Here is a 19,143-nt window from a genome sequence, read left to right on the forward strand (position 1 = left end):
ATGAGCGACGATGTCTGGCAACGCGAAGAGATTGAATCGCCCTGTATTCAGATCTGCGTCGTTCACCCTGAAACGCGGCTGTGCACTGGCTGTTCCCGCTCGATTGATGAAATCAGCCGCTGGTCCAAGATGTCTGCAGACGAGCGCGCCAGCATCACCGCTGAATTGCCCAGCCGCAACCCTGCCCCAAAAACCCGTCGCGGGGGACGTCGGGGCCGGTTGCAGCGCTAAGGCCCCCTATTCGGCGCAGGGCGTATTTTAGGCAAAACGACAGGCTTGGCGTTATTCGCTGGCAAGCCAGCTTTCAGCATCAGAATGGGCACTGGGCTCAAAGAACTGGGTTTCGGCGTTCAGGAATTTTGACATCACGCGCTGCGCCATGTGCTGCCATGTTTTATCCCCCAAAACGGCAACCTTGCTGGCCAAGGGCGCATGTTCGCGGACCAGTTTGAAATGGGCTCCTAACGCTGGTAGGCCTTGCCAACCGTCAAATTGGCTGAGATCCAGCATCAGGCGGACATCATCGCTATCTCGGATATGGGCATCCAGCCCCTCTTCGGCCCGGTCCAAAACCTGAGGGTCCAGTTTTCCCATCAGCTGCACGTAAATTGCCCCACTGTCCAAGGCACGCATATGCACAGCCCCCAGCGACTGACGTAGCCAGCGCCGGGCCTCATCCGCTTCGTTTGGAGCAAAAAGCTGGACTGGACTAGGCATGAGCGGAGCAATGATCCGCACCCCGGATTTGATCCAGCCTGCCTCGGCCACCACCGCGATCCTGTCAAACCCCCGCCAGTGGGTCAGCCCCATCTGAATGTCGGCCCAAGCGGCACCAAGCTCGAACCCCTCAAAATCCTCACCCATCAGCGCTAGAATGCGGAATTGATCTTGCTCAATCAGGGCAGATTCGATGGCTGGGATCAAAGTTGTTTCATAGTCCTCCCGGCTGACCTTGCCCGATAGTTCAACTTCTAACTGTGCGCCTTGGTCAAAACTCTTGATCGTGATCATCGGGAAATCCTCTTCGACTAAAATCAATCAAAACGTTAAAGTAGTGCCGTAGAGACCACCATGACCCTCTCTAGTTGGATGTAGAAACAAGCGATGTCTCGCTAGTTTCAGTATCCCACGGCCTTTCGCAGCATGTTCAAAGCCACTGCGACCAAAAACACCGCGAACACGCGTTTCAATGGTTTGGGATCCATGGCATGGGCCAGGCGAACGCCCCAAGGGGCCGTTATTAGGGTCATTGCAATAACGATGCCAAAGGCAACTAGGTTCACCGCGCCTATGGTCAAGGGCGGTCGCACCGCAGGATCAATTGGCAGAAACAGAAAGCCAATGACAGATGGCACGGCGATGATCACGCCAAACCCGGCGGCTGTGGCAACGGCCCGGTGGATTGGCGTGTTATACAGGCTCATCAGAGGCACCCCAAAGCTGCCACCACCGATGCCCATCAGCACCGACAGAAATCCTACCATTGGAGAGATAGTCATCCGGCGTAGGCCCTTGGGCATCATTTCACCCAGCCGCCATTCACTGCGCCCCAATCCTAGGTAAAGACCGATCACCAGTGCCAATACGCCAAACAGCCCCTGCAAGGTTGTGGATCGCAGCGAGGACGCGGCCAGTACCCCAGCAATGGCACCCACCGCGATACCCGGCCCCCATTTGCGCAAGATCTCCAAATCCACTGCGCCCTTTTTGTGGTGACTATGCACCGACCGCAACGAGGTGACAATGATTGTGGCCAGCGAGGTCGCCAGACACAGTTGCATCAACTGATCGCCGCCGTAGCCCAGTGTCTGAAAGGCATAGAAAAAGGCTGGCACCAGAACGATACCGCCGCCAACGCCCAATAAGCCCGCCAGCACGCCGGCCACCGCCCCAATGACCGCCAGCATCACCAGCATCTGGGTCAACAACATTGCATCCGGCATCAGGGCACTCCTTGGGTGTTTGGTCTTGGGGACCAAACTGCGACAGCAAGGAAATGTCTAGGTGTGACTTTGATTAATTCGCGTTCAGCCAATGACCGGCTGCATTGCCTGCTCGACCAGCTCGGGGCCAGCGCTGTCACGATGTGCACCTTCGGACAGGGTACGCCGCCATTGCCGCGCACCGGGACGCCCGGCAAACAGACCCAGCATGTGGCGCGTCACTTGGTGCAACCGGCCGCCGTCGCTCAGATGCGCCTCGATATAGGGCAACATCTGTCGGGCCACTTCAATCGGATCACTGGCCTCTCCCACCCTGTAAATCTCGGGGTCAGCGGCACTGAGAACATCACCGGGCTGGTGATAAGCAGACCGCCCGATCATCACCCCGTCCAAGCCTCGGTCTAGATGCACCTTGGCCTCCTCCAAAGAGGTAATACCGCCATTGATTGAGATGTGTAGATCCGGAAAATCTGCCTTCATCTGGTGCACCAGATCATAATCGAGCGGCGGGATATCCCGGTTCTCCTTTGGGGACAACCCCTGCAGCCAGGCTTTGCGCGCATGGATGGTCAGGCGCTCGCACCCAGCGGCACGGACCTTCTCCAGAAAATTTGGCAACACATCACGTGGTTCCTGCTCATCAACGCCGATACGACATTTAACCGTCACCTCGACATCAACCGCATCCCTCATTGCGGCAACACAGTCTGCCACCAGATCGGGTTGCTGCATCAGTACCGCGCCAAAAGCACCGGATTGCACCCTGTCCGACGGGCAGCCACAGTTCAGGTTGATCTCGTCATAGCCCGCATCCGCCCCCATTTTTGCGGCCTGCGCAAGTTCTTGCGGGTTAGACCCACCCAACTGCAAGGCCACAGGATGTTCGTCGGGACTATAGGCCAACAAATGCAACGCCCCTCCCCGCACCAGAGCCGGAGCAGTTACCATTTCGGTATAGAGCAGCGCCTCTTGGCTCAGCAACCGGTGCATGAACCTGCAGTGCCTGTCAGTCCAGTCCATCATCGGTGCAATTGAGAGGCGGGCAGCCTTGTGAATATTGCTAAACTGCTGTTTTTCAACACCTCTAGCGTCAGATGTAGTTTGTCTGAATTCCGACATTCTCAGGACATTCCCGCACTTATTGGCACTAGCCCCCCAATTGGGGGGCATAATTGAGATTCAGTGAGACGGCATACGCCACCAAAACCACCGAAGAAGGAAAAGCGTATGGCACACATTGTTGGTCGGGAAAAGGCAAATGGAACCGAAGTCGACAAAGCGGAAACCAAGGTCACGATCGACGGGACACGGAGTTCAATGTTTAATCGGCATGTGAGCGCAAGTCGCGGAGGAAAAAGACGGAAAAGACGCTGCGGACTGCGGGGGCCACTGCGTTATTCGTCATTCCGGCTGCAAGATTTGAAAGCACGTGAGACTTGGGAGTTTGCAGCTGGGTCAGCAGACGACGGATATGCTATACAGCTGACCAAGTCTTGGAATTCACTAAGTTTTCCAATCTTTCCTGGCGGCCTGACCGTGGTTGCGGATCAAGCTGCTCGGCCTCTACTCTCGTTGCTATTTGGTCCAATGTATTTCGCTCCAGCATTTCTTGGGCCTTGGCACTTTTCCAACCTGCGTACCGGCTCTCACGCGCATCCTCCAACGCACCGTTTTCAAACAAGGACGCTGCTTTTTTTAAGGCAAGCGCGCAGATATCCATGCCTCCAACGTGGGCCAAGATCAGATCTTCGGGATCAAGACTTTGGCGGCGCAGTTTGGCATCGAAGTTGGTTCCACCCGATGAGAAGCCACCAGCCCGAAGAATTTCATAATAGGCCAATGTGACCTCGGGCAGGTTGTTGGGGAACTGATCGGTGTCCCAACCTGATTGGTAGTCGTTCCGGTTGATGTCGATTGACCCAAATATCCCAAGGCTCGACGCCAATGCCAATTCGTGCTCAAAGCTGTGACCCGCCAGAATCGCATGACCCTGTTCGATGTTCACTTTAACCTCGTTCTCCAGACTAAAACGGCGCAGAAAGCCATAAACCGTGGCCACATCGTAATCATACTGATGCTTGGTCGGTTCCTGCGGTTTCGGTTCAATCAAAATTGCACCGTCAAAACCAATCTTGTGTTTGTACTCGACCACCATCGACAGGAACCGCCCGGCCTGTTCGGCCTCGCGCGATAGGTCAGTGTTCAACAGCGTTTCATATCCTTCGCGACCGCCCCACAGCACATAGTTTGCGCCGCCTAGTTTATGGGTCGCATCCATACAGCTCTTAACCGTTGCAGCGGCATAGGCAAAAACATCGGGGTCTGGGTTGGTTGCAGCACCCGACATGTAACGGCGATGCGAGAACAGGTTGGCCGTGCCCCAAAGCAGCTTGGTCTGACTTTCCTCCATCTTCTGCCCAAAGAGATCGGTGATTTCCTCAAGGTTGCGGCGACTTTCGGCAAAGCTTGCGCCTTCGGGCCGCACATCGGCGTCGTGAAAACAGAAGAACGGGGCGTTTAGGATATCGAACATCTCGAACGCAACATCGACCTTTTTCTTGGCCTGGTCCATCCCATCACCAAACCAAGGGCGTTCAAAGGTTTGCCCGCCAAATGGGTCCCCGCCCTCCCAGGCAAAACTATGCCAATAGGCGACGGAAAACCGAAGGTGATCCTCCATGCGTTTGCCCATAACAACCTCGTCTGGGTTGTAGTGGCGAAAGGCGAATTCGTTTTCGCTGTCAGGGCCTTCAAAGCGTATCGGCTCGATGCCTGCAAAAAAGTCGGTCATAAAATGTCCCCTATCGTAGTCTGAGCCAGCTTGAACCGCGCATATGCAGCGTCAAAAGCGGCGGTAAGATTTTTATCTGGGTGAAAGGTTTTTGTATCTTTGACGCTATGGCGACTTCAGCTCCGGCACCTTCGGCGGCCATCAGGCCCAACCACGCAGCGCCAAAATTGCCAGAGAATGGAACTGGAATTGGCGTCTTTGAACCATTGCCAGTGCCTGGAGCCAATAGTCTGAGCCAGTACCACCACCAACGGCAAGCTGAGAGGTGAGAGGTGATCTTTGTTCCAGTTGCGGCTAGTGCTAATTTCTCAGCTGTCATCAAAGCCGCTTTGACACCAGATGTCCCCAGATCAATGCCAATGTACATTCCCAAGCGCCCTGTCAGACCGCGACCCAGGCAGCATTTCGCTGCGAGGATTTCACACAGGCATCAATAAACTGCATGCCAAGAAGGCCATCGTGGACGGTCGGAAAATGAACATCTGCTGGAAGAGCTTCACCGGCTCTATGTGCCCGAATGGCTGCGGCAGCTTCGGTATAGATGTTGGCAAAGGCTTCCAAATACCCCTCGGGATGCCCGCCGGGCACGCGTGTCAGACGGTTGGCAGGACCAGCCGCTCCAACACCGCCACGCGTCAGAAGACGCTTTGGCTCACCAAACGGAGTATACCACAGCATGTCCGGGTTTGACTGCACCCATTCAAGCCCGCCTTTGGAACCGTATACGCGGAGCATCAGGCCGTTTTCGTTGCCCGGCGCCACTTGGCTGGACCACAACATACCGCGCGCTCCACCTTTGAAACGCAGCATCACATGGGCGTTGTCATCTAGTTGGCGACCCGGCACAAAACTTTGCAAATCAGCAGATAGGCTTTCGGCTTCCAGCCCGGTGACAAAGCTCAGCAGATTGAAGGCATGGGTGCCGATGTCGCCGATGCACCCACCTGCCCCGGAACGTTCCGGATCGGTGCGCCATTCGGCTTGCTTGTTGTCCTTGGTTTCTTCGGCCTCGGTCAGCCAGTCTTGGGGATATTCAGCCTGAACGACCCGGATATCTCCCAGAACACCCTGCTCAACCATATCCCGAGCCTGCCGGACCATCGCATAGCCGGTGTAATTATGGGTCAGCACAAACAGCGCGTTCGAGGTTTCGGCTGATTTCACCAGTTTACGGGCGTCAACAAGGTTTGCGGTGAGGGGTTTGTCACAGATCACATGTATCCCGCGGCGCAAGAACTCGCGTGCGACTGGGGCATGCATGTGGTTCGGGGTGACGATAGCCACCGCCTCGATCCCCTCCTTCAGCTTAGCCTCGCGGATCGCCATGGATTTGAAATCGTCATAAGTGCGGTCCGGCGCAAGCCCAAGCGCGGCACCCGAGATCTGAGCCTTTTCGGGCGTAGAAGACAGAGCGCCTGCAATCAGAGCGTATTCCCCATCAAGACGCGCCGCGATGCGGTGAACAGCACCGATGAAGGCATCATTGCCCCCCCCCACCATACCCAGGCGAATAGGTTTCTTGCCTGTCATCTCAGCCTCCTAGTCCTAGCATACGCCGGTTTGCGGCTTCATCGGTGCCGCCGTCAGCAAAGTCATCAAACGCTTTCTCGGTAACACGGATGATGTGATCCTTGACGAACTGAGCGCCTTCACGGGCTCCGTCCTCCGGATGCTTCAGGCAGCATTCCCATTCCACTACGGCCCAGCCGTCAAAGTCATTGGCGGCCATCTTGGAAAACACGGCGCCGAAATCCACCTGCCCGTCGCCCAGCGAGCGGAAACGTCCGGCGCGGTTGGTCCAGTTTTGATAGCCTGAATAGACACCTTGGCGCCCGGTTGGATTGAACTCGGCATCTTTGACGTGGAACATCTTGATGCGGTCTTTGTAGATGTCGATGTTATCCAGATAGTCCAGACATTGCAGAACATAGTGCGATGGATCGTACAGCATGTTGGCACGGGCATGATTGCCGACCCGGTCCAAAAACATCTCGAATGTCACACCATCATGCAGATCTTCGCCCGGGTGGATTTCATAGCAGACATCCACACCCATGTTTTCAGCGTGATCCAGAATGGGTTTCCAACGTCGGGCCAGTTCGTCAAATGCAGTTTCGATCAACCCTGCAGGCCGCTGTGGCCAAGGGTAGACATAGGGCCAGGCCAATGCACCAGAGAACGTCGCATGCGCGGAAATCCCCATATTGTGACTGGCGGTAATAGCAAGTTTGACCTGCTCGGTCGCCCAAGATTGCCGCGCCTTGGGATTGCCGCGAACCTCAGGAACGGCAAAGCCATCAAATGCTGTGTCATAGGCCGGATGAACCGCCACCAGTTGCCCTTGTAGATGAGTAGATAATTCGGTGATTTCCACTCCGTTTTCACGGGCGACACCTACCATTTCTTCACAATAAGAGCGTGAGCTTGCAGCCTTGAGAAGGTCAAAAATGCGGCCATCCCAGCTTGGAACCTGTACGCCTTTGTAACCGCAATCAGCCGCCCATTTGGTGATGCTGTCCCAGCTGTTAAATGGAGCTTCATCGCCAGCAAACTGCGCCAGAAACAGCGCGGGGCCTTTTAGCGTTTTCATCGTCCTGTCCTCCGGTTGTTGGAAAGGGGCACGAATGCCCCTTTCTGTGTTAGGCATTCACGTCTCAGAACGGAGAGTCGGGGAAGTAGAAGGAAGCCGCGTTTTCTGGAGTGATCAGTGTCGCACCCAGAATGTAGCGACCCGCAACTGGGCCATTGGATTTGAATGACGCAACAGTGACATCCATCGCGGTTGCGATCATTGATGGTGGATACAGCACATCAACGGGCACCAGTGTTTCACCATCCATGATGGATTTGATGGTTTCCTTCATGCCAGCACCGCCAACAACGAACATACCATCACCATCACGGCCCGCTTGCTTTAGCGCAGCCACAACACCAATTGCGATGTCATCATCCTGCGCCCAAACGGCGTCGATGTCCGGGAAGCGGCTCAGGAAATCCTGCATCACTTCGAACCCGTCATCGCGGTTCCAGTTGGCGTGCTTGTGATCCAGAACGTTAATGCCGGAACCTTCTATTTCAGCCATGAAGGCATCAAAACGCTCGTTGTCGATCAGCGTTGGAATGCCGCGCAGGATCACGATGTTGTCTCCAGATTCTAACCGACTTTTCATGTAGACGGCTGAAACCCGACCCATTTCCGGGTTGTTACCGGCAACATAGATATCTTCGATCCCCGGCTGGCTCAGCCCCCGGTCCACAACCGTAATCCGTGCACCAGTGTTTTTCACGTTCAACACCGGGTCCGTCAGCGGCTCAGATTCAAAGGGCAGAACGATAAGCGCATCGATTTTGTGAACCGAAACCAGATCTTCCAGCGCACTTGCCTGCGCGCTTGGGTCTGGTGAGTTCACCAGGATCAAGTCAACGTCAGGATATAGTGCTTCAAGCCGTTTTTCAGCCTGCTCTGCGTGCCAGTTCATACCAGCAGCCCAGGCATGGGTAGGTGTTGGATAGCTCACACCAATTTTGATGTTCTCAGCGCTAGCCAGCGAAGCAGTGATTGCCATTGCCCCTGTCAGGGCCATTGCACCAATTGTACTCAAGCGTTTCATCGTAATCTCCTCCCGAGATTTTGGGCACACCTCTCCTGTCCGGTAGCGCCCGGTTCGTTTTCAACATGGGGACAGGACCCCGGTTTGGTATCTGTAATCTTAGGTTGTCTTGGTCTTAGCCTTGCCCCAGTCACCGCGCTGCAACCAGACAGCTATGATGATGATCAGGCCTTGCATCGTGCCGTTCAGATAGTTGGAAATAAGGTCGGTAAAGTTCAGGATGTTACCGATGGTGGTCAGGATAAGAGCGCCAAGGATGGTACCGCCAATCCGGCCATATCCGCCTTTGAGTACGGTGCCGCCAATGATCACCGCCGCGATCGCTTCCAGTTCCCACAACACGCCTGTCGAAGACGACGCAGACCCAAGCCGAGGTACATAGATGATCGTAGCGAGTGACACACAAAGCCCCTGGATGACGTAGGTCATGGTTTTGATACGGTCGACCTTGATGGCAGAGTATTTCGCCACGGCCTCGTTCGAGCCGATGGCTGTGCAATAGCGACCAAAGGCGGTGCGGTTCAGCAGGATCCAGCCCAAGATTGCAACGACGATGAATACCCAGACTGGAATGGGAAGACCAAGAAAACTGCCGTAGTACACGGGGCGATAGGTGCCGCGGATAGCGAAATCCAGCGACAGCGTGCCGCCGTCAGCAAAATACGTTACCAGCGAGCGATAGATGCCCATTGTTCCAAGAGTAACGATAAAGGCTTCGATCTTGCCTTTGGTCGTTAGAATACCGTTGATCCAGCCAGCTCCAATCCCAAGCAGGATAGAACAGCCGCACCCCAACAAAACTGTTGTTAGTCCCGCACCCAGCGTTTCCACGGCATTATTCATGATGATGATCATCACCCCGGAAATCGCAGCGGCCATTGACCCAACTGAAAGATCGATACCGCCTGCGGTGATAACAAAGGTGGCCCCAACCGCGATGATGCCAATAAAGGCCGACCGTGTCAGGAGGTTGGACAGGTTGCCCTCACTCAGAAAAGCCGGATTAAGCAAAAAACCAATGATGCACAGCAGGATCAGGGCAATCGCCGGACCAGCCGTTTTGATGTCAAAACTCATCCGTTTTCCCTTCTCAAGGCTACTGTTTGCCAAGACAGTCATTCCCTGCCCTCCCGTTTCAGACCGGCGGCATAGCGCACGATTTCATTTTCGTTGATGTCATCCCCTGTGAGCACGCCCATAACCTGGCCATCCCGCATCACAACAACGCGGTGACTGACCCCGATCACCTCGGGCATCTCAGAAGAGATGACGACAACCGAAACGCCTTCGGCCGCCAGTGCTACAATAAAATGATAGACTTGCTGCTTGGTTCCCACATCGATGCCGCGTGTAGGTTCATCAATGACGACAATCTGCGGGTCGGTTTCCATAATCTTGGCAAGCAACAGTTTTTGCTGATTGCCGCCGGACATGTCACCAACATCAATCTTGGGATCACGGGCCCGAATGTCAAAGCGACGGATCGCTCGGGCCATCGCTTTGTCCTCTGCCTTGGTATCAAGGCCAAAGTGCTTCGCGAATTTTGGAAGTGCAAACAGGGTCAGATTGGGTCGCATCTGCTTATCCAACAGCAATCCCTTGGCCTTGCGATCCTTGGTCAAATAGACAATTCCGGCATCCCGCGCATCAGCAACCGAAGCAAAACGGGTTTCATGCCCACCAAAGGTAATCTGGCCACTCTCAATTGGCTCAAGACCACAAATTGCTTCGAAAACAGCTGTACGCCCTGCACCTATCAAACCGGAGAACCCGAGGATTTCCCCTTTACGCAGGTCGAAGCTGACATCCTTTACTCCGGCGGCATATAGATTGCGAACCTCTAGTACTTGTTCGGCGTCAACGTCGACTTCGTGCATGGGAGGATAAAGGTCGGACAATTCCCGACCAACCATCATCTGCGCCATGGCATCTGGCGACAGTGAGTCCGCCTGTTTGGACCCAATCCATTGGCCGTCACGCAGGATTGTAACCCTATCTGCTATCTGTTTCACCTCGGACAGTTTGTGCGACACAAACACAACAGCAACACCAGAGGCTTTCAATTTCTCAACCTGGCGGAAAAAGAGCGCGGTTTCTGCTTCTGTCAAAACCGCGGTTGGCTCATCCATTATAAGAACCCGCGCATTGCGGCTGATCGCCTTGACGATCTCGACCATTTGCTTTTCCGCAATGGACAGGTCCGAAATCCGCGCAGACGGGGAAATGTCCAGACCGATATCACCCAGATAGTCTTGCACCTTTTTCCGCATTGCCACGCGGTCTAGAACACCACGACGAGTTAGCTCGCGGCCTAGAAAGATGTTTTCTTCCACTGTCATCTGCTCAGCCAGATTCAGCTCTTGATGGATCAGGACAATGCCGAGCTCTTCGGCCCCACCATTTGGAGGGAGCTCAATTTCTTTGCCATCAAAAAGAATGCGCCCCGAGGTTGGTCGATGAAACCCTGATAGGATTTTAATCAGCGTGGATTTCCCAGCCCCATTCTCACCGATAAGGGCGTGAACTTCTCCCGCGCAAATATCCATGCTCACACTAAACAGCACCGGAACAGTCCCAAAAGATTTGCTGATACAGTCTGCTTCCAGAACCAGGAGCCTATTGGATTGTCCGTCAAGCATGTCACCCCACCCTGTACCTAATGGCAACCAAACAACTGCGCCACTTTGACCCATGTAAACCTTTTCACGAGCGATGTAAACCTTTACATTATCGCATGTAAACCTTCTCAGTCGAGCTTTTTCACGATATAGACGCCTCTAACAGTTTGGAAATAAATACTGAATCCGGCCCAATAACCCACCGGATCAAGGATAAAGATTTTGAGCAGATCATCGGACCGGCCAGCTACAATTGAAGATGTCGCCAAGTTAGCTGGCGTGTCGATTGCGACTGTAAGCCGCGCGATTCGAACGCCGAAAAAGGTTGCAGAAAGCACGCGCAAAAAAGTCACTTCTGCCATTGCCCGCACTGGTTACACCGCCAATGCCATGGCGCAAAATCTCCGCATGAAACGGTCTCGCATGGTTATGGTTCTCACCCAGTCAATTGCCGACCCCAACTTTCCGGGAATATTGATAGGACTTGAAAAAGCGGCCAACGAAATGGGTTACGGTGTTCTCATCGGAAACACCGAAGGGACAATTTCGCTAGAAGAAAACCATATGAGATTTTTGTCATCGGGAATGGTCGACGGTCTCATTCTGCTAACCGGGCACCTACCGGTTGCTGGTCAACCCAAGAACCCAATTTCAGCCTTTCCACCCATGGTCGCTGCGACCTGCCCCGTAGATCACAAAGACGTATCATATGTTGGGGTTGATGATGTCGGAGCCTCGAAAATGGCAACCGAATACCTGATTTCACTTGGACACCGTAAAATCGGGTATGTGTCGTCAAGCAGTAGCGATCCTGTTTCGGATCTACGCCAGGAAGGATACACTAAGGGGCTTGCCGAAGCAGCCGAGCACATTGAGGAATGGCGCATCGAAGGTGACGGTTCCAGCGAAGGTGGTCGCGCAGCAATCGAAAGACTGTTTATCAAGGACACCCTGCCAACCGCCTTTTTCTGCTACAATGACGATACCGCAATTGGTGTCATCAGTGCCCTGCAAATACGCGGTTATCGCGTTCCCGAGGACTTCTCTGTCATCGGTTTCGACGACATTCCTTTTGCCAACAACATAACCCCTGCTCTTACAACCGTTCGGCAACCCAGAAGCCAAATCGGCCAAATGGCAATGTCATACCTTTTGGGTGGCTTGAGTGGAGCCTCTCCAGCACCGCAAGAGACGCTGATACATGGTGACCTGGTTGTCCGAGAAAGCTGCGGCCCTGCAAAGCCAACCAGGTGATTGTCTGTTGTTACGGTGGCAGGACGGCGGTGATGTGGTTTGTCGCGAAGAGCTAATGCCGGAAACTGCACAACATCCTGTGCCCGTTGTCAGTCTAACGGTGCGTGTAACTTGGTTTCTTTGGTGATTATTCCACCGCGATTGCCAATTTCGATTGAGCCATAGCGTTCTTTGAAACATTCAGGCAGTGGCCGGTCGCCATCGATCGAGAGCCAGAGACGCATTAAGTGACGGCGCTTGCTGGGATCAGGCCAATCAAGAAAACCTGTGCGATCATGTAGTTGTGAATGATTGTAGACAAACTGCATGTCACCCGGCTCTAACTGCATCCCAAAACAAAGTGTTGGGTCATTGGCCAGTTCATCGAACATGTCTAGCGCTTCAACATGTTCAGTCGTCAAAGGCATAGCGCCGTCAAACCGTTGGGCGCTGTCAATGTATTGACGTTGGTAGAAAACCGTCAATTGCCCCATATGCCAATTCAAAACAGGTATTTCCATAAAAGGCTTGGAACCTTCTGGAATTTCGCCCCGCCGGTCAGTGGCGATTGGGTCAAAGAGCTTTTCCAGCAGATCGGGTCGCTCGGCTCTCATTCTATTGTAGATGGATTCAGCGCTTACAAGTAATGATCGCCCCCCTTCCTTGGCTTCTCGCAGGCATAGTAAGCCGACAACATCAGCACTGTCCGTGTGAAACGTTTGGCGTTCGCAGGTCTGATAAATGCGGCTGTTGGGATCGTTGACATCGCCACCAATATCGCGGACGTGCCCCAAGATGTGACCTTGGGCATTTTGGGACCGTGCACTTCCCAGATGGGCGCCCAGACCACAAAAGATGGTTGCAGCAAATTTCTGAGAGTACCCTGCGATTGGCAGACCGCGAAGCACTTGGATGCCCGCTCTAGTCAACAGGATCCTACTCAATTCCTGAACATGCGTGGAAAACGTTGTGAGTGGAAAAGTTTCTTTAGAGATCTCTCCAACATCAAGCCCTAGTGCAAGAAAATGCCGGGCGGCGTTCTCAAGGTCGGCAATGTCTTCTAAGCTGAGTTGATAAAGCCAGGCATCAGGATTGTCTGCCATCTCGAGGCCGATCCATGCAGCCGGTCCGGTGATGCGCGTGGGAAGATCGGATAGATCTTGAGGTGGCTGGTTTGGCATCGAGAATACTCCGATTAAGGATGAGAAACTTCGGGTCGGTCGTTTGTTTTGCTTTCCACAGCGATCAGAAATGGTGGGTGAAAGCATTTTCGAGTTGAGGTCTTCGCTGCAGCATATTTCTTGGTTCATCAGATCAGTTTACGCCGCTCAAAATTCCTCTTGATAACCAAAGAGTGCAGGCAATCCCCCCGTATGCAGCATGACAATCTTTTGCCCTGTTCGAATGTGACCGTTCTCAACCAGGTCCAACAGGCCAGCGAACGTTTTTGCAGTATACACCGGATCAAGGAAAACACCCTCGGTGCGCGCCATCAGACTTAGGGCATGTTCAGTACTTGGGCTCATTTTTCCATAGCCTGGGGCCAATGAGGCGCCCCAGGTAAGAACAGCATCCGAGGTCAATTGCGGGTCAATATCCAGCAGGCTGGCCAATTTGTGCAGCACGGTTTTTACCCGCGCCTGCTGCTGTTGGTGATCACGGCGCACACATATCCCATGGACCGGAGCCAACTGCCCCGACAGGCGCAACCCAGTCAAGAGCCCGGCGTGCGTTGCACCGCTGCCTGATGGAACAACAACAGCGTCGAAATCATTCATCTGCTCACTGAGCTCCAATCCTGCGGCCACATACCCAAGGGCCCCGAGTGGCGGGTGATCCATCCCCAGGTGGATCACATACGGTTTACCCCCGTTGGCCTTGATCTGATCAGAGCGTGCATGAAGCGCGGTATCGGCTCCGGCTTCGTCTTCGCCGTCTGGAAAACTGATGTGCTCGGCACCTAGAATTTTGGCCAGCAGCACATTGCCGGAGGTGTAATATGGCTCTCCCATACCCGCGACCCGCTCTTCCAGTTGCAAAATGGCGCGAAGCCCCAATTTTGCTGCCGCCGCCGCCGCTGAACGTACATAGTTTGATTGCACAGCACCGGTGATGAGAACCGTATCAGCCCCCTTTGCCAACGCGTCGCCAAAATAGAACTCAAGCTGACGGGTCTTATTGCCACCAAACCCGAGGCCCGTAAGATCATCCCGCTTGAGCCACAGCTCAATTCCAAGGCGTTCAGACATTCGATCCAAACGGACCAAAGGCGTTTCACCATTCATGAGTGCAGCGCGTGGAAAGCGAGCCAGAAGCTCGTCGTTTTGCATCATTTTGCCCCTTGTCTAACTCAGCAAATAGGCGCGCCGGAAAAGCGCGTAACAGGCCAGAATAGAGATGACCCGAATGGCATTTTTAATCAGGTGTTGAGGCAGCAGTGGGCCGAGCACGCGCCCAATTAGACTGCCTAGAAGGGTGGCCGCGACAAAGGCCCAAACTCCCGGCGCCTGCGCGAGACCTCCACCGTCAACCAGGCTATGCAACAGCAGTGCAACTCCGTAGGCGACCAGCGCTATGGGTTGGACTAATCTACGGGTATCATGAGCCGACCGACCAGTTGCGATCAGACCAAACACCATAAGCGGTCCGGGGGTTGCGGCCCAAACTGTGGCTAAACCAGACAATCCGGAGATCGACGCAAAGCCAGGTGTCCCGACCATAGAGCGAAGTGGGATCAGCGTTGTTAATACACCAATCAGCAACAACATAGCGGTTAAGCCTAGTACGATTTGCTCTGACAAAAAGGGATAAATAACCAGTCCCAGTGCCACACCCAAAAGGCATCCGATGACCGCTGTCTTGATCGTCTTTTTCTCGGTCACCCAAACGCGCCAGTCGACAGCAACAGCTGACACCAGCGTATTCAACATCAGCAGAACTGGAACTGCGATCGAAGTTCCCAGCAAAACCATCATTGGAGGGCCTGCAACAATGCTAAAGCCAATCCCGACCCCAACCTGAAGCACGGCTCCCAAGAATATTGCCAGCAGCAGTAATGTGATATCCAGGGGCAACGGCGTTCCTTCCAGCAGGCAGTTTCACCTTACATATCGTAATTTACGATACCGAAAAAATCAAAAAGTTGCATCATTTGATACGTTCCTGTTATCAATCCGCATGCGCTTTTCCGCCCGCCAGATCGAAATATTCCAGATGGCCTATCGCCAGAAATCGACGCGTAAAGCAGCCGATGCATTGCATATTTCTCAACCTGCGATCAGCCGTGCGGTTGCGGAACTTGAAGAAGAAATTGGGGTGGCGCTGTTCGATCGGTCGGGACGTAAATTTGAACCAACCGCAGCGGCCCACAGCCTGCAAGAGGCCGCGCTGAAGCATTATCATGGGTTGGAACGTGTCAGAGATGCCGCCCGCCAGATTGCCTCAGGAATGGGTGGTCACCTGAGAGTAGCCGCGCTTCCCGTCGTGGCGGATACCCGGGTCGCCAGTGCAGCCGGCCGCCTCATGGCACGACATCCAGCACTCAGGATTGATGTCGATGTGCTGAACGAAGACTCATGCTTTGCTGCGCTAAGAGAAGGGCGTGCTGACTGCGTGGTCATTTCCTCGGACCCCGGCGATCCTAATCTGGCCTGCATCCGGGTCGATGATGTATTGCCAATTGCCATCTTACATGCGGATGACAAACTATCTCATCTTGGTAAGATATCACTGGCAGAACTGGCAAGCGTACCTCAGGTTATGCTGCCAACTCACAGCCCGTTCCGCCGCGCCGTCGAGCATATGTTTGATCAGGCCGGTGTACCCTTTCAGGTCATGGCAGAGGCAGGCACCCAATCCGCGCTGATCAGAATGGTGGCTCAGGGCGCAGGCCGGGCAATTGTAGATCAGGGATCCTTGAACCTCGTTACCGAACCCGAAGTCATTGGCGTGCCGTTGACGGTTGAATTGAAATGGCCAATTCGGATCGTAAGCCCCTCGGCATCAACCGGTGCGCCAGGCCTTCAGAAATTGGTTCGTGAACTGGCGAAGTTTGATAGCTGACCCAGGACCAGAGAATAATGGCGCGTGCAAGATGATCACTGGTGTCCACACGATTGAAATTCGTTAGTCCAGAGTTTTTGTCTACGGATCATCAGGATAGGCCAAAGCCGATGTGTCACCGGTTAACCGGTACCGTCTTAGCGTTTCTGCATTTATACTAAGTTTGGCGATCAGACACTGGATTTAAGGCTTCTATCGATTGGTTTGCCGGTTGTGGAAACATTGAAGGGAAGTGACGCGATTGGCAGGTGTTCGCCCTTAGTGACGGATGCTGCACTCCGCACCAATCTCGAGAACGGGCTGGAAGTTGCCGTTAAGCGTGTTTGTCACCAACGGCGGCAATGCGCAGATAGCGACATTTGCAAAATCTTATCGCAGCCTGTTTTGACTGGTCGGGAACTACCCATTGCCGTCATTTAGGGGCTCGAAAAATCGTTCTTCACCAAGCCAGACTGGTAATCCAATTGCTGTAATTGCTGTGCGACCAAGTCACCGCGTTGCCAGAGATTGCAACGATCCCACTCTCAACGTTTAATGCGTTCCATGGTTGGGTCGAGCATTGGTTTGATGGAAGCACTCGCTGGGATAGCCTGACCAGCCACATCAATCTGCCAGTTCCCGTTTTGCACTAGGATAAGAGACACCGGCTCATCCAGAGATACAAAACCAATACCAACCGCAGCGCCCAGAGTGTGGCCATACCCGCCGATCTGCAGATGACCAACTTCGACTTCATCCAGATAAATAAGCTCGTTTCCATAAAGCAGCGGCTCAGGATCCTTCAGAAGGAACTGCAGCATCCGAGTTTTGGGAACGCCCTCCGCTTTGATTTCAGCTAGCGCATCGCGGCCAATGAACCCACCGGGTTTATCCAGTTTGACGGCAAAACCCAGGCCGGCTTCGATTGGGTTGTCCGTGTTGTCCACATCCAGCCCAAAATCACGGTAGGCCTTTTCCAACCGCAACGAGTTGAGCGTCTGCATCCCTGCATCGCGCAGGCCAAACTCGTTGCCCGCTTCTTTGAGCAGGTCATATATCTGAACCGCTGCATATGAAGGCACCTGAAGCTCCCAGCCTAACTCTCCGACAAAGGTGACACGAAAGGCTTTCACGTCCCAATAGCCGACGTCGATGTCCTGACAAGTCAAAAAGGGGAAGCCTTCGTTAGACATGTCTGCGCTTGTCACTTTCTCCATCAGCTGACGCGCTTTGGGACCGTGAATGTTGATTTGGGTGATGCCCGGCGTGACGTCTGTGATTACGGCAACTTCGCCCTGTTCGATGTGGCGACGCATGCGCATTTCGGTGTGACCGTGGCTGTTTTCGCCTACTACCACCATGAACTTGGTGCCGCTTAGTCGCGTGACGGTCAGATCAGCTTCAAATCCGCCTTTTTCATTGACCCAGGCGGTATAAACCAATCGCCCATTGGGGACATCAACCTCATTGCAGCTCAGTCTGCTCAATAGCGCAAGAGCATCAGGCCCTTCGACGATGAATTTGGACATGGCGGACATATCCATAATAATCACATCCTCACGGGCGGCGCGGTGCTCTTCAGCGTGCCAATCGAACCAGTTCTGACGGAACCAGCTGTATTGCTCAACCTCTGCCTGTTCGGGTGTTGGGGCAAACCAGTCGGGCATCTCCCACCCGTGCCCCTCGGCAAAGAATGCGCCTGAGGCTGCAAGCCGGTCATGCAAGGCAGAGCGTTTCAAATCGCGGGCGGTCTCATAGCCTTCATTGTGATAATGCTGGCCAAACATTTTCCCCAATAGCTCGGGCCCGCGATCACGGCGAAAAGCGCGTGTGGCGTGATGGCGGGTGAAACGGTTCACGTTGATGCCGGTCACATCAATAGGTGGGTGGCCATCCACAATCCAATGAGCCAGTACATTGCCGGTGCCTGCGCCGTTCAAAATCCCAAGACTGTTCATGCCGCAAGCGACATAGCAATTGCGTAGCTCTGGAGTTTCCCCAACCAAAGGAGCAAGGTCTGGCGTAAAGCTTTCAGGCCCACAAAACAGCTTGCGCACCCCGACATTCAAAGTTGAGGGCACGCGCGAATAGGCTGTCTCGAGATGCGGAGCTACCCGATCCCAATCTGGTTCGATTTCCCCAAATGCAAAGTCATCCGGGATACCGCCAAGCTTCCACGGGGCAGCGCCGGGTTCAAACAAACCAAGCATCAAGCCCCCAACTTCCTCGCGGTAGTAGGTATAGGTTGATGGGTCTTCCAGCACCGGCAGGTCACGGCTGAGACCATCAATCTTTTCGGTGATCAAATAGTAGTGCTCGGCGGCTTGCAGTGGCAGATTGATCCCTGCGCTTGCCCCCAGTTGCCGTGACCACATGCCACCACATATCACAACATTTTCGGCGGTGATGGTTTGGCCGTCGGCGGTGCGTACACCGGTGGCCGTACCGTTCTTGGCCATAATTTCGGCGACGGTAACACCTTCAAAAACCTGCACCCCGCGCATACGCGCGCCCTTGGCCAGCGACATGGTGACATCCACTGGATTGGCTCGTCCGTCTTCTGGGGTGTAAAAGCCCGCCAGCACATCTGACATATCACCAATTGGGAACAGGTCCTGGCATTCCTGAGGCGAGACCTCGTGGATATGGATGCCATGGCGGCGCATGAAAGGGGCGACGCGGCGCATCTCGTGTACGCGCTCTTCGTTGTTTGCGATTTGTAGATAGCCAACGTCGCGAAACCCAGTGGTGAGCCCTGTTTCCTGTTCAAGGGACGCATAAAGGTCACGGCCATGGGTGTAGATCTCGCACTCGGCCTCTGATGTTAACAACCCGCCAACAATCAGCCCCGCAGCATGCCAAGTGGTGCCCGAAGTTAGCTGATCTCGTTCCAGTACAACGACATC

At 54.1% G+C, this 19,143-nt stretch carries 18 protein-coding genes; 3 read left to right on the plus strand and 15 right to left on the minus strand.

The window, feature by feature from the left end:
• The gene (locus AC2T28_RS08630) at positions 1–231 is read left to right on the plus strand and encodes a DUF1289 domain-containing protein (protein WP_486748567.1); all 231 of its coding nucleotides are present in this window, start codon (positions 1–3) and stop codon (positions 229–231) included.
• A 51-nt stretch (positions 232–282) separates the two neighbouring features.
• On the opposite strand, the gene AC2T28_RS08635 is transcribed toward AC2T28_RS08630, so the two are convergent.
• The 11 genes from AC2T28_RS08635 to AC2T28_RS08685 form a co-directional block, all read right to left on the minus strand.
• Entirely contained in the window at positions 283–1,011 is a 729-nt protein-coding gene (locus AC2T28_RS08635) for a SpoIIAA family protein (protein ID WP_486748568.1), read from the minus strand.
• A gap of 107 nt (positions 1,012–1,118) precedes the next feature.
• Positions 1,119–1,943 carry a sulfite exporter TauE/SafE family protein gene (locus AC2T28_RS08640; RefSeq protein ID WP_486748569.1) on the minus strand — a complete coding sequence of 275 codons (825 nt, stop codon included), beginning with the start codon at positions 1,941–1,943 and terminating at the stop codon, positions 1,119–1,121.
• 84 nt (positions 1,944–2,027) lie between these two features.
• Positions 2,028–3,062: a tRNA dihydrouridine(20/20a) synthase DusA gene (gene dusA / locus AC2T28_RS08645; RefSeq protein ID WP_486748570.1), complete on the minus strand. Its 1,035-nt coding sequence runs from the start codon at positions 3,060–3,062 to the stop codon at positions 2,028–2,030.
• A gap of 355 nt (positions 3,063–3,417) precedes the next feature.
• A complete protein-coding gene (gene xylA / locus AC2T28_RS08650) occupies positions 3,418–4,734 on the minus strand; it encodes a xylose isomerase (protein WP_486748571.1) in 1,317 nt (438 codons plus the stop codon).
• A 10-nt stretch (positions 4,735–4,744) separates the two neighbouring features.
• Positions 4,745–5,101, minus strand: coding sequence for a hypothetical protein (locus AC2T28_RS08655; RefSeq protein WP_486748572.1), 357 nt, complete (start codon positions 5,099–5,101; stop codon positions 4,745–4,747).
• A gap of 14 nt (positions 5,102–5,115) precedes the next feature.
• A complete protein-coding gene (locus AC2T28_RS08660; RefSeq protein WP_486748573.1) occupies positions 5,116–6,264 on the minus strand; it encodes a Gfo/Idh/MocA family protein in 1,149 nt (382 codons plus the stop codon).
• 1 nt (position 6,265) lies between these two features.
• The gene (locus AC2T28_RS08665) at positions 6,266–7,324 is read right to left on the minus strand and encodes a sugar phosphate isomerase/epimerase family protein (RefSeq protein ID WP_486748574.1); all 1,059 of its coding nucleotides are present in this window, start codon (positions 7,322–7,324) and stop codon (positions 6,266–6,268) included.
• 64 nt (positions 7,325–7,388) lie between these two features.
• Complete coding sequence (locus AC2T28_RS08670) at positions 7,389–8,345, minus strand: substrate-binding domain-containing protein (RefSeq protein ID WP_486748575.1); 957 nt, start codon at positions 8,343–8,345, stop codon at positions 7,389–7,391.
• 99 nt (positions 8,346–8,444) lie between these two features.
• The gene (locus AC2T28_RS08675; protein ID WP_486748576.1) at positions 8,445–9,464 is read right to left on the minus strand and encodes an ABC transporter permease; all 1,020 of its coding nucleotides are present in this window, start codon (positions 9,462–9,464) and stop codon (positions 8,445–8,447) included.
• Positions 9,461–10,984 carry a sugar ABC transporter ATP-binding protein gene (locus tag AC2T28_RS08680; protein ID WP_486748577.1) on the minus strand — a complete coding sequence of 508 codons (1,524 nt, stop codon included), beginning with the start codon at positions 10,982–10,984 and terminating at the stop codon, positions 9,461–9,463. Before AC2T28_RS08680 ends, AC2T28_RS08675 begins: the two co-directional genes overlap by 4 nt.
• Positions 10,985–11,091: 107 nt before the next feature.
• Complete coding sequence (locus tag AC2T28_RS08685) at positions 11,092–11,325, minus strand: hypothetical protein (RefSeq protein ID WP_486748973.1); 234 nt, start codon at positions 11,323–11,325, stop codon at positions 11,092–11,094.
• Here AC2T28_RS08685 and AC2T28_RS08690 point away from each other — a divergent pair.
• Positions 11,243–12,217 (plus strand): LacI family DNA-binding transcriptional regulator, encoded by a 975-nt coding sequence (locus AC2T28_RS08690; protein ID WP_486748959.1) that lies wholly within the window; start codon positions 11,243–11,245, stop codon positions 12,215–12,217. The genes AC2T28_RS08685 and AC2T28_RS08690 overlap by 83 nt on opposite strands.
• Before the next feature lie 89 nt (positions 12,218–12,306).
• Here AC2T28_RS08690 and AC2T28_RS08695 read toward each other — a convergent pair whose 3' ends face one another.
• Genes AC2T28_RS08695 through AC2T28_RS08705 form a run of 3 tightly spaced genes read right to left on the minus strand, consistent with a single transcriptional unit; the run spans position 12,307 to position 15,270 of the window.
• Positions 12,307–13,506 (minus strand): TauD/TfdA family dioxygenase, encoded by a 1,200-nt coding sequence (locus tag AC2T28_RS08695; protein ID WP_486748578.1) that lies wholly within the window; start codon positions 13,504–13,506, stop codon positions 12,307–12,309.
• A gap of 18 nt (positions 13,507–13,524) precedes the next feature.
• Entirely contained in the window at positions 13,525–14,526 is a 1,002-nt protein-coding gene (locus AC2T28_RS08700; protein WP_486748579.1) for a D-cysteine desulfhydrase family protein, read from the minus strand.
• 15 nt (positions 14,527–14,541) lie between these two features.
• Positions 14,542–15,270 carry a TSUP family transporter gene (locus AC2T28_RS08705; protein WP_486748580.1) on the minus strand — a complete coding sequence of 243 codons (729 nt, stop codon included), beginning with the start codon at positions 15,268–15,270 and terminating at the stop codon, positions 14,542–14,544.
• Positions 15,271–15,373: 103 nt separating this feature from the next.
• On the opposite strand from AC2T28_RS08705, the gene AC2T28_RS08710 reads away from it, so the two are divergent.
• The gene (locus tag AC2T28_RS08710) at positions 15,374–16,258 is read left to right on the plus strand and encodes a LysR family transcriptional regulator (protein ID WP_486748581.1); all 885 of its coding nucleotides are present in this window, start codon (positions 15,374–15,376) and stop codon (positions 16,256–16,258) included.
• Positions 16,259–16,782: 524 nt separating this feature from the next.
• On the opposite strand, the gene AC2T28_RS08715 is transcribed toward AC2T28_RS08710, so the two are convergent.
• Positions 16,783–19,143, minus strand: a 2,361-nt coding sequence (locus AC2T28_RS08715; RefSeq protein WP_486748582.1) for a GcvT family protein, incomplete at its 5' end; no start/stop codon positions are given.

This window comes from Parasedimentitalea nitratireducens, from assembly GCF_057444295.1.

Excerpts from the sequence above, each read along its gene's own strand:
- AC2T28_RS08630 (WP_486748567.1), top strand. The coding sequence starts at position 1 with ATGAGCGACGATGTCTGGCAACGCGAAGAGATTGAATCGCCCTGTATT.
- AC2T28_RS08635 (WP_486748568.1), bottom strand. The coding sequence starts at position 1,011 with ATGATCACGATCAAGAGTTTTGACCAAGGCGCACAGTTAGAAGTTGAA.
- AC2T28_RS08640 (WP_486748569.1), bottom strand. The coding sequence starts at position 1,943 with ATGCCGGATGCAATGTTGTTGACCCAGATGCTGGTGATGCTGGCGGTC.
- dusA (WP_486748570.1), bottom strand. The coding sequence starts at position 3,062 with ATGTCGGAATTCAGACAAACTACATCTGACGCTAGAGGTGTTGAAAAA.
- xylA (WP_486748571.1), bottom strand. The coding sequence starts at position 4,734 with ATGACCGACTTTTTTGCAGGCATCGAGCCGATACGCTTTGAAGGCCCT.
- AC2T28_RS08655 (WP_486748572.1), bottom strand. The coding sequence starts at position 5,101 with ATGTACATTGGCATTGATCTGGGGACATCTGGTGTCAAAGCGGCTTTG.
- AC2T28_RS08660 (WP_486748573.1), bottom strand. The coding sequence starts at position 6,264 with ATGACAGGCAAGAAACCTATTCGCCTGGGTATGGTGGGGGGGGGCAAT.
- AC2T28_RS08665 (WP_486748574.1), bottom strand. The coding sequence starts at position 7,324 with ATGAAAACGCTAAAAGGCCCCGCGCTGTTTCTGGCGCAGTTTGCTGGC.
- AC2T28_RS08670 (WP_486748575.1), bottom strand. The coding sequence starts at position 8,345 with ATGAAACGCTTGAGTACAATTGGTGCAATGGCCCTGACAGGGGCAATG.
- AC2T28_RS08675 (WP_486748576.1), bottom strand. The coding sequence starts at position 9,464 with ATGACTGTCTTGGCAAACAGTAGCCTTGAGAAGGGAAAACGGATGAGT.
- AC2T28_RS08680 (WP_486748577.1), bottom strand. The coding sequence starts at position 10,984 with ATGCTTGACGGACAATCCAATAGGCTCCTGGTTCTGGAAGCAGACTGT.
- AC2T28_RS08685 (WP_486748973.1), bottom strand. The coding sequence starts at position 11,325 with ATGGCAGAAGTGACTTTTTTGCGCGTGCTTTCTGCAACCTTTTTCGGC.
- AC2T28_RS08695 (WP_486748578.1), bottom strand. The coding sequence starts at position 13,506 with ATGAACCAAGAAATATGCTGCAGCGAAGACCTCAACTCGAAAATGCTT.
- AC2T28_RS08700 (WP_486748579.1), bottom strand. The coding sequence starts at position 14,526 with ATGCAAAACGACGAGCTTCTGGCTCGCTTTCCACGCGCTGCACTCATG.
- AC2T28_RS08710 (WP_486748581.1), top strand. The coding sequence starts at position 15,374 with ATGCGCTTTTCCGCCCGCCAGATCGAAATATTCCAGATGGCCTATCGC.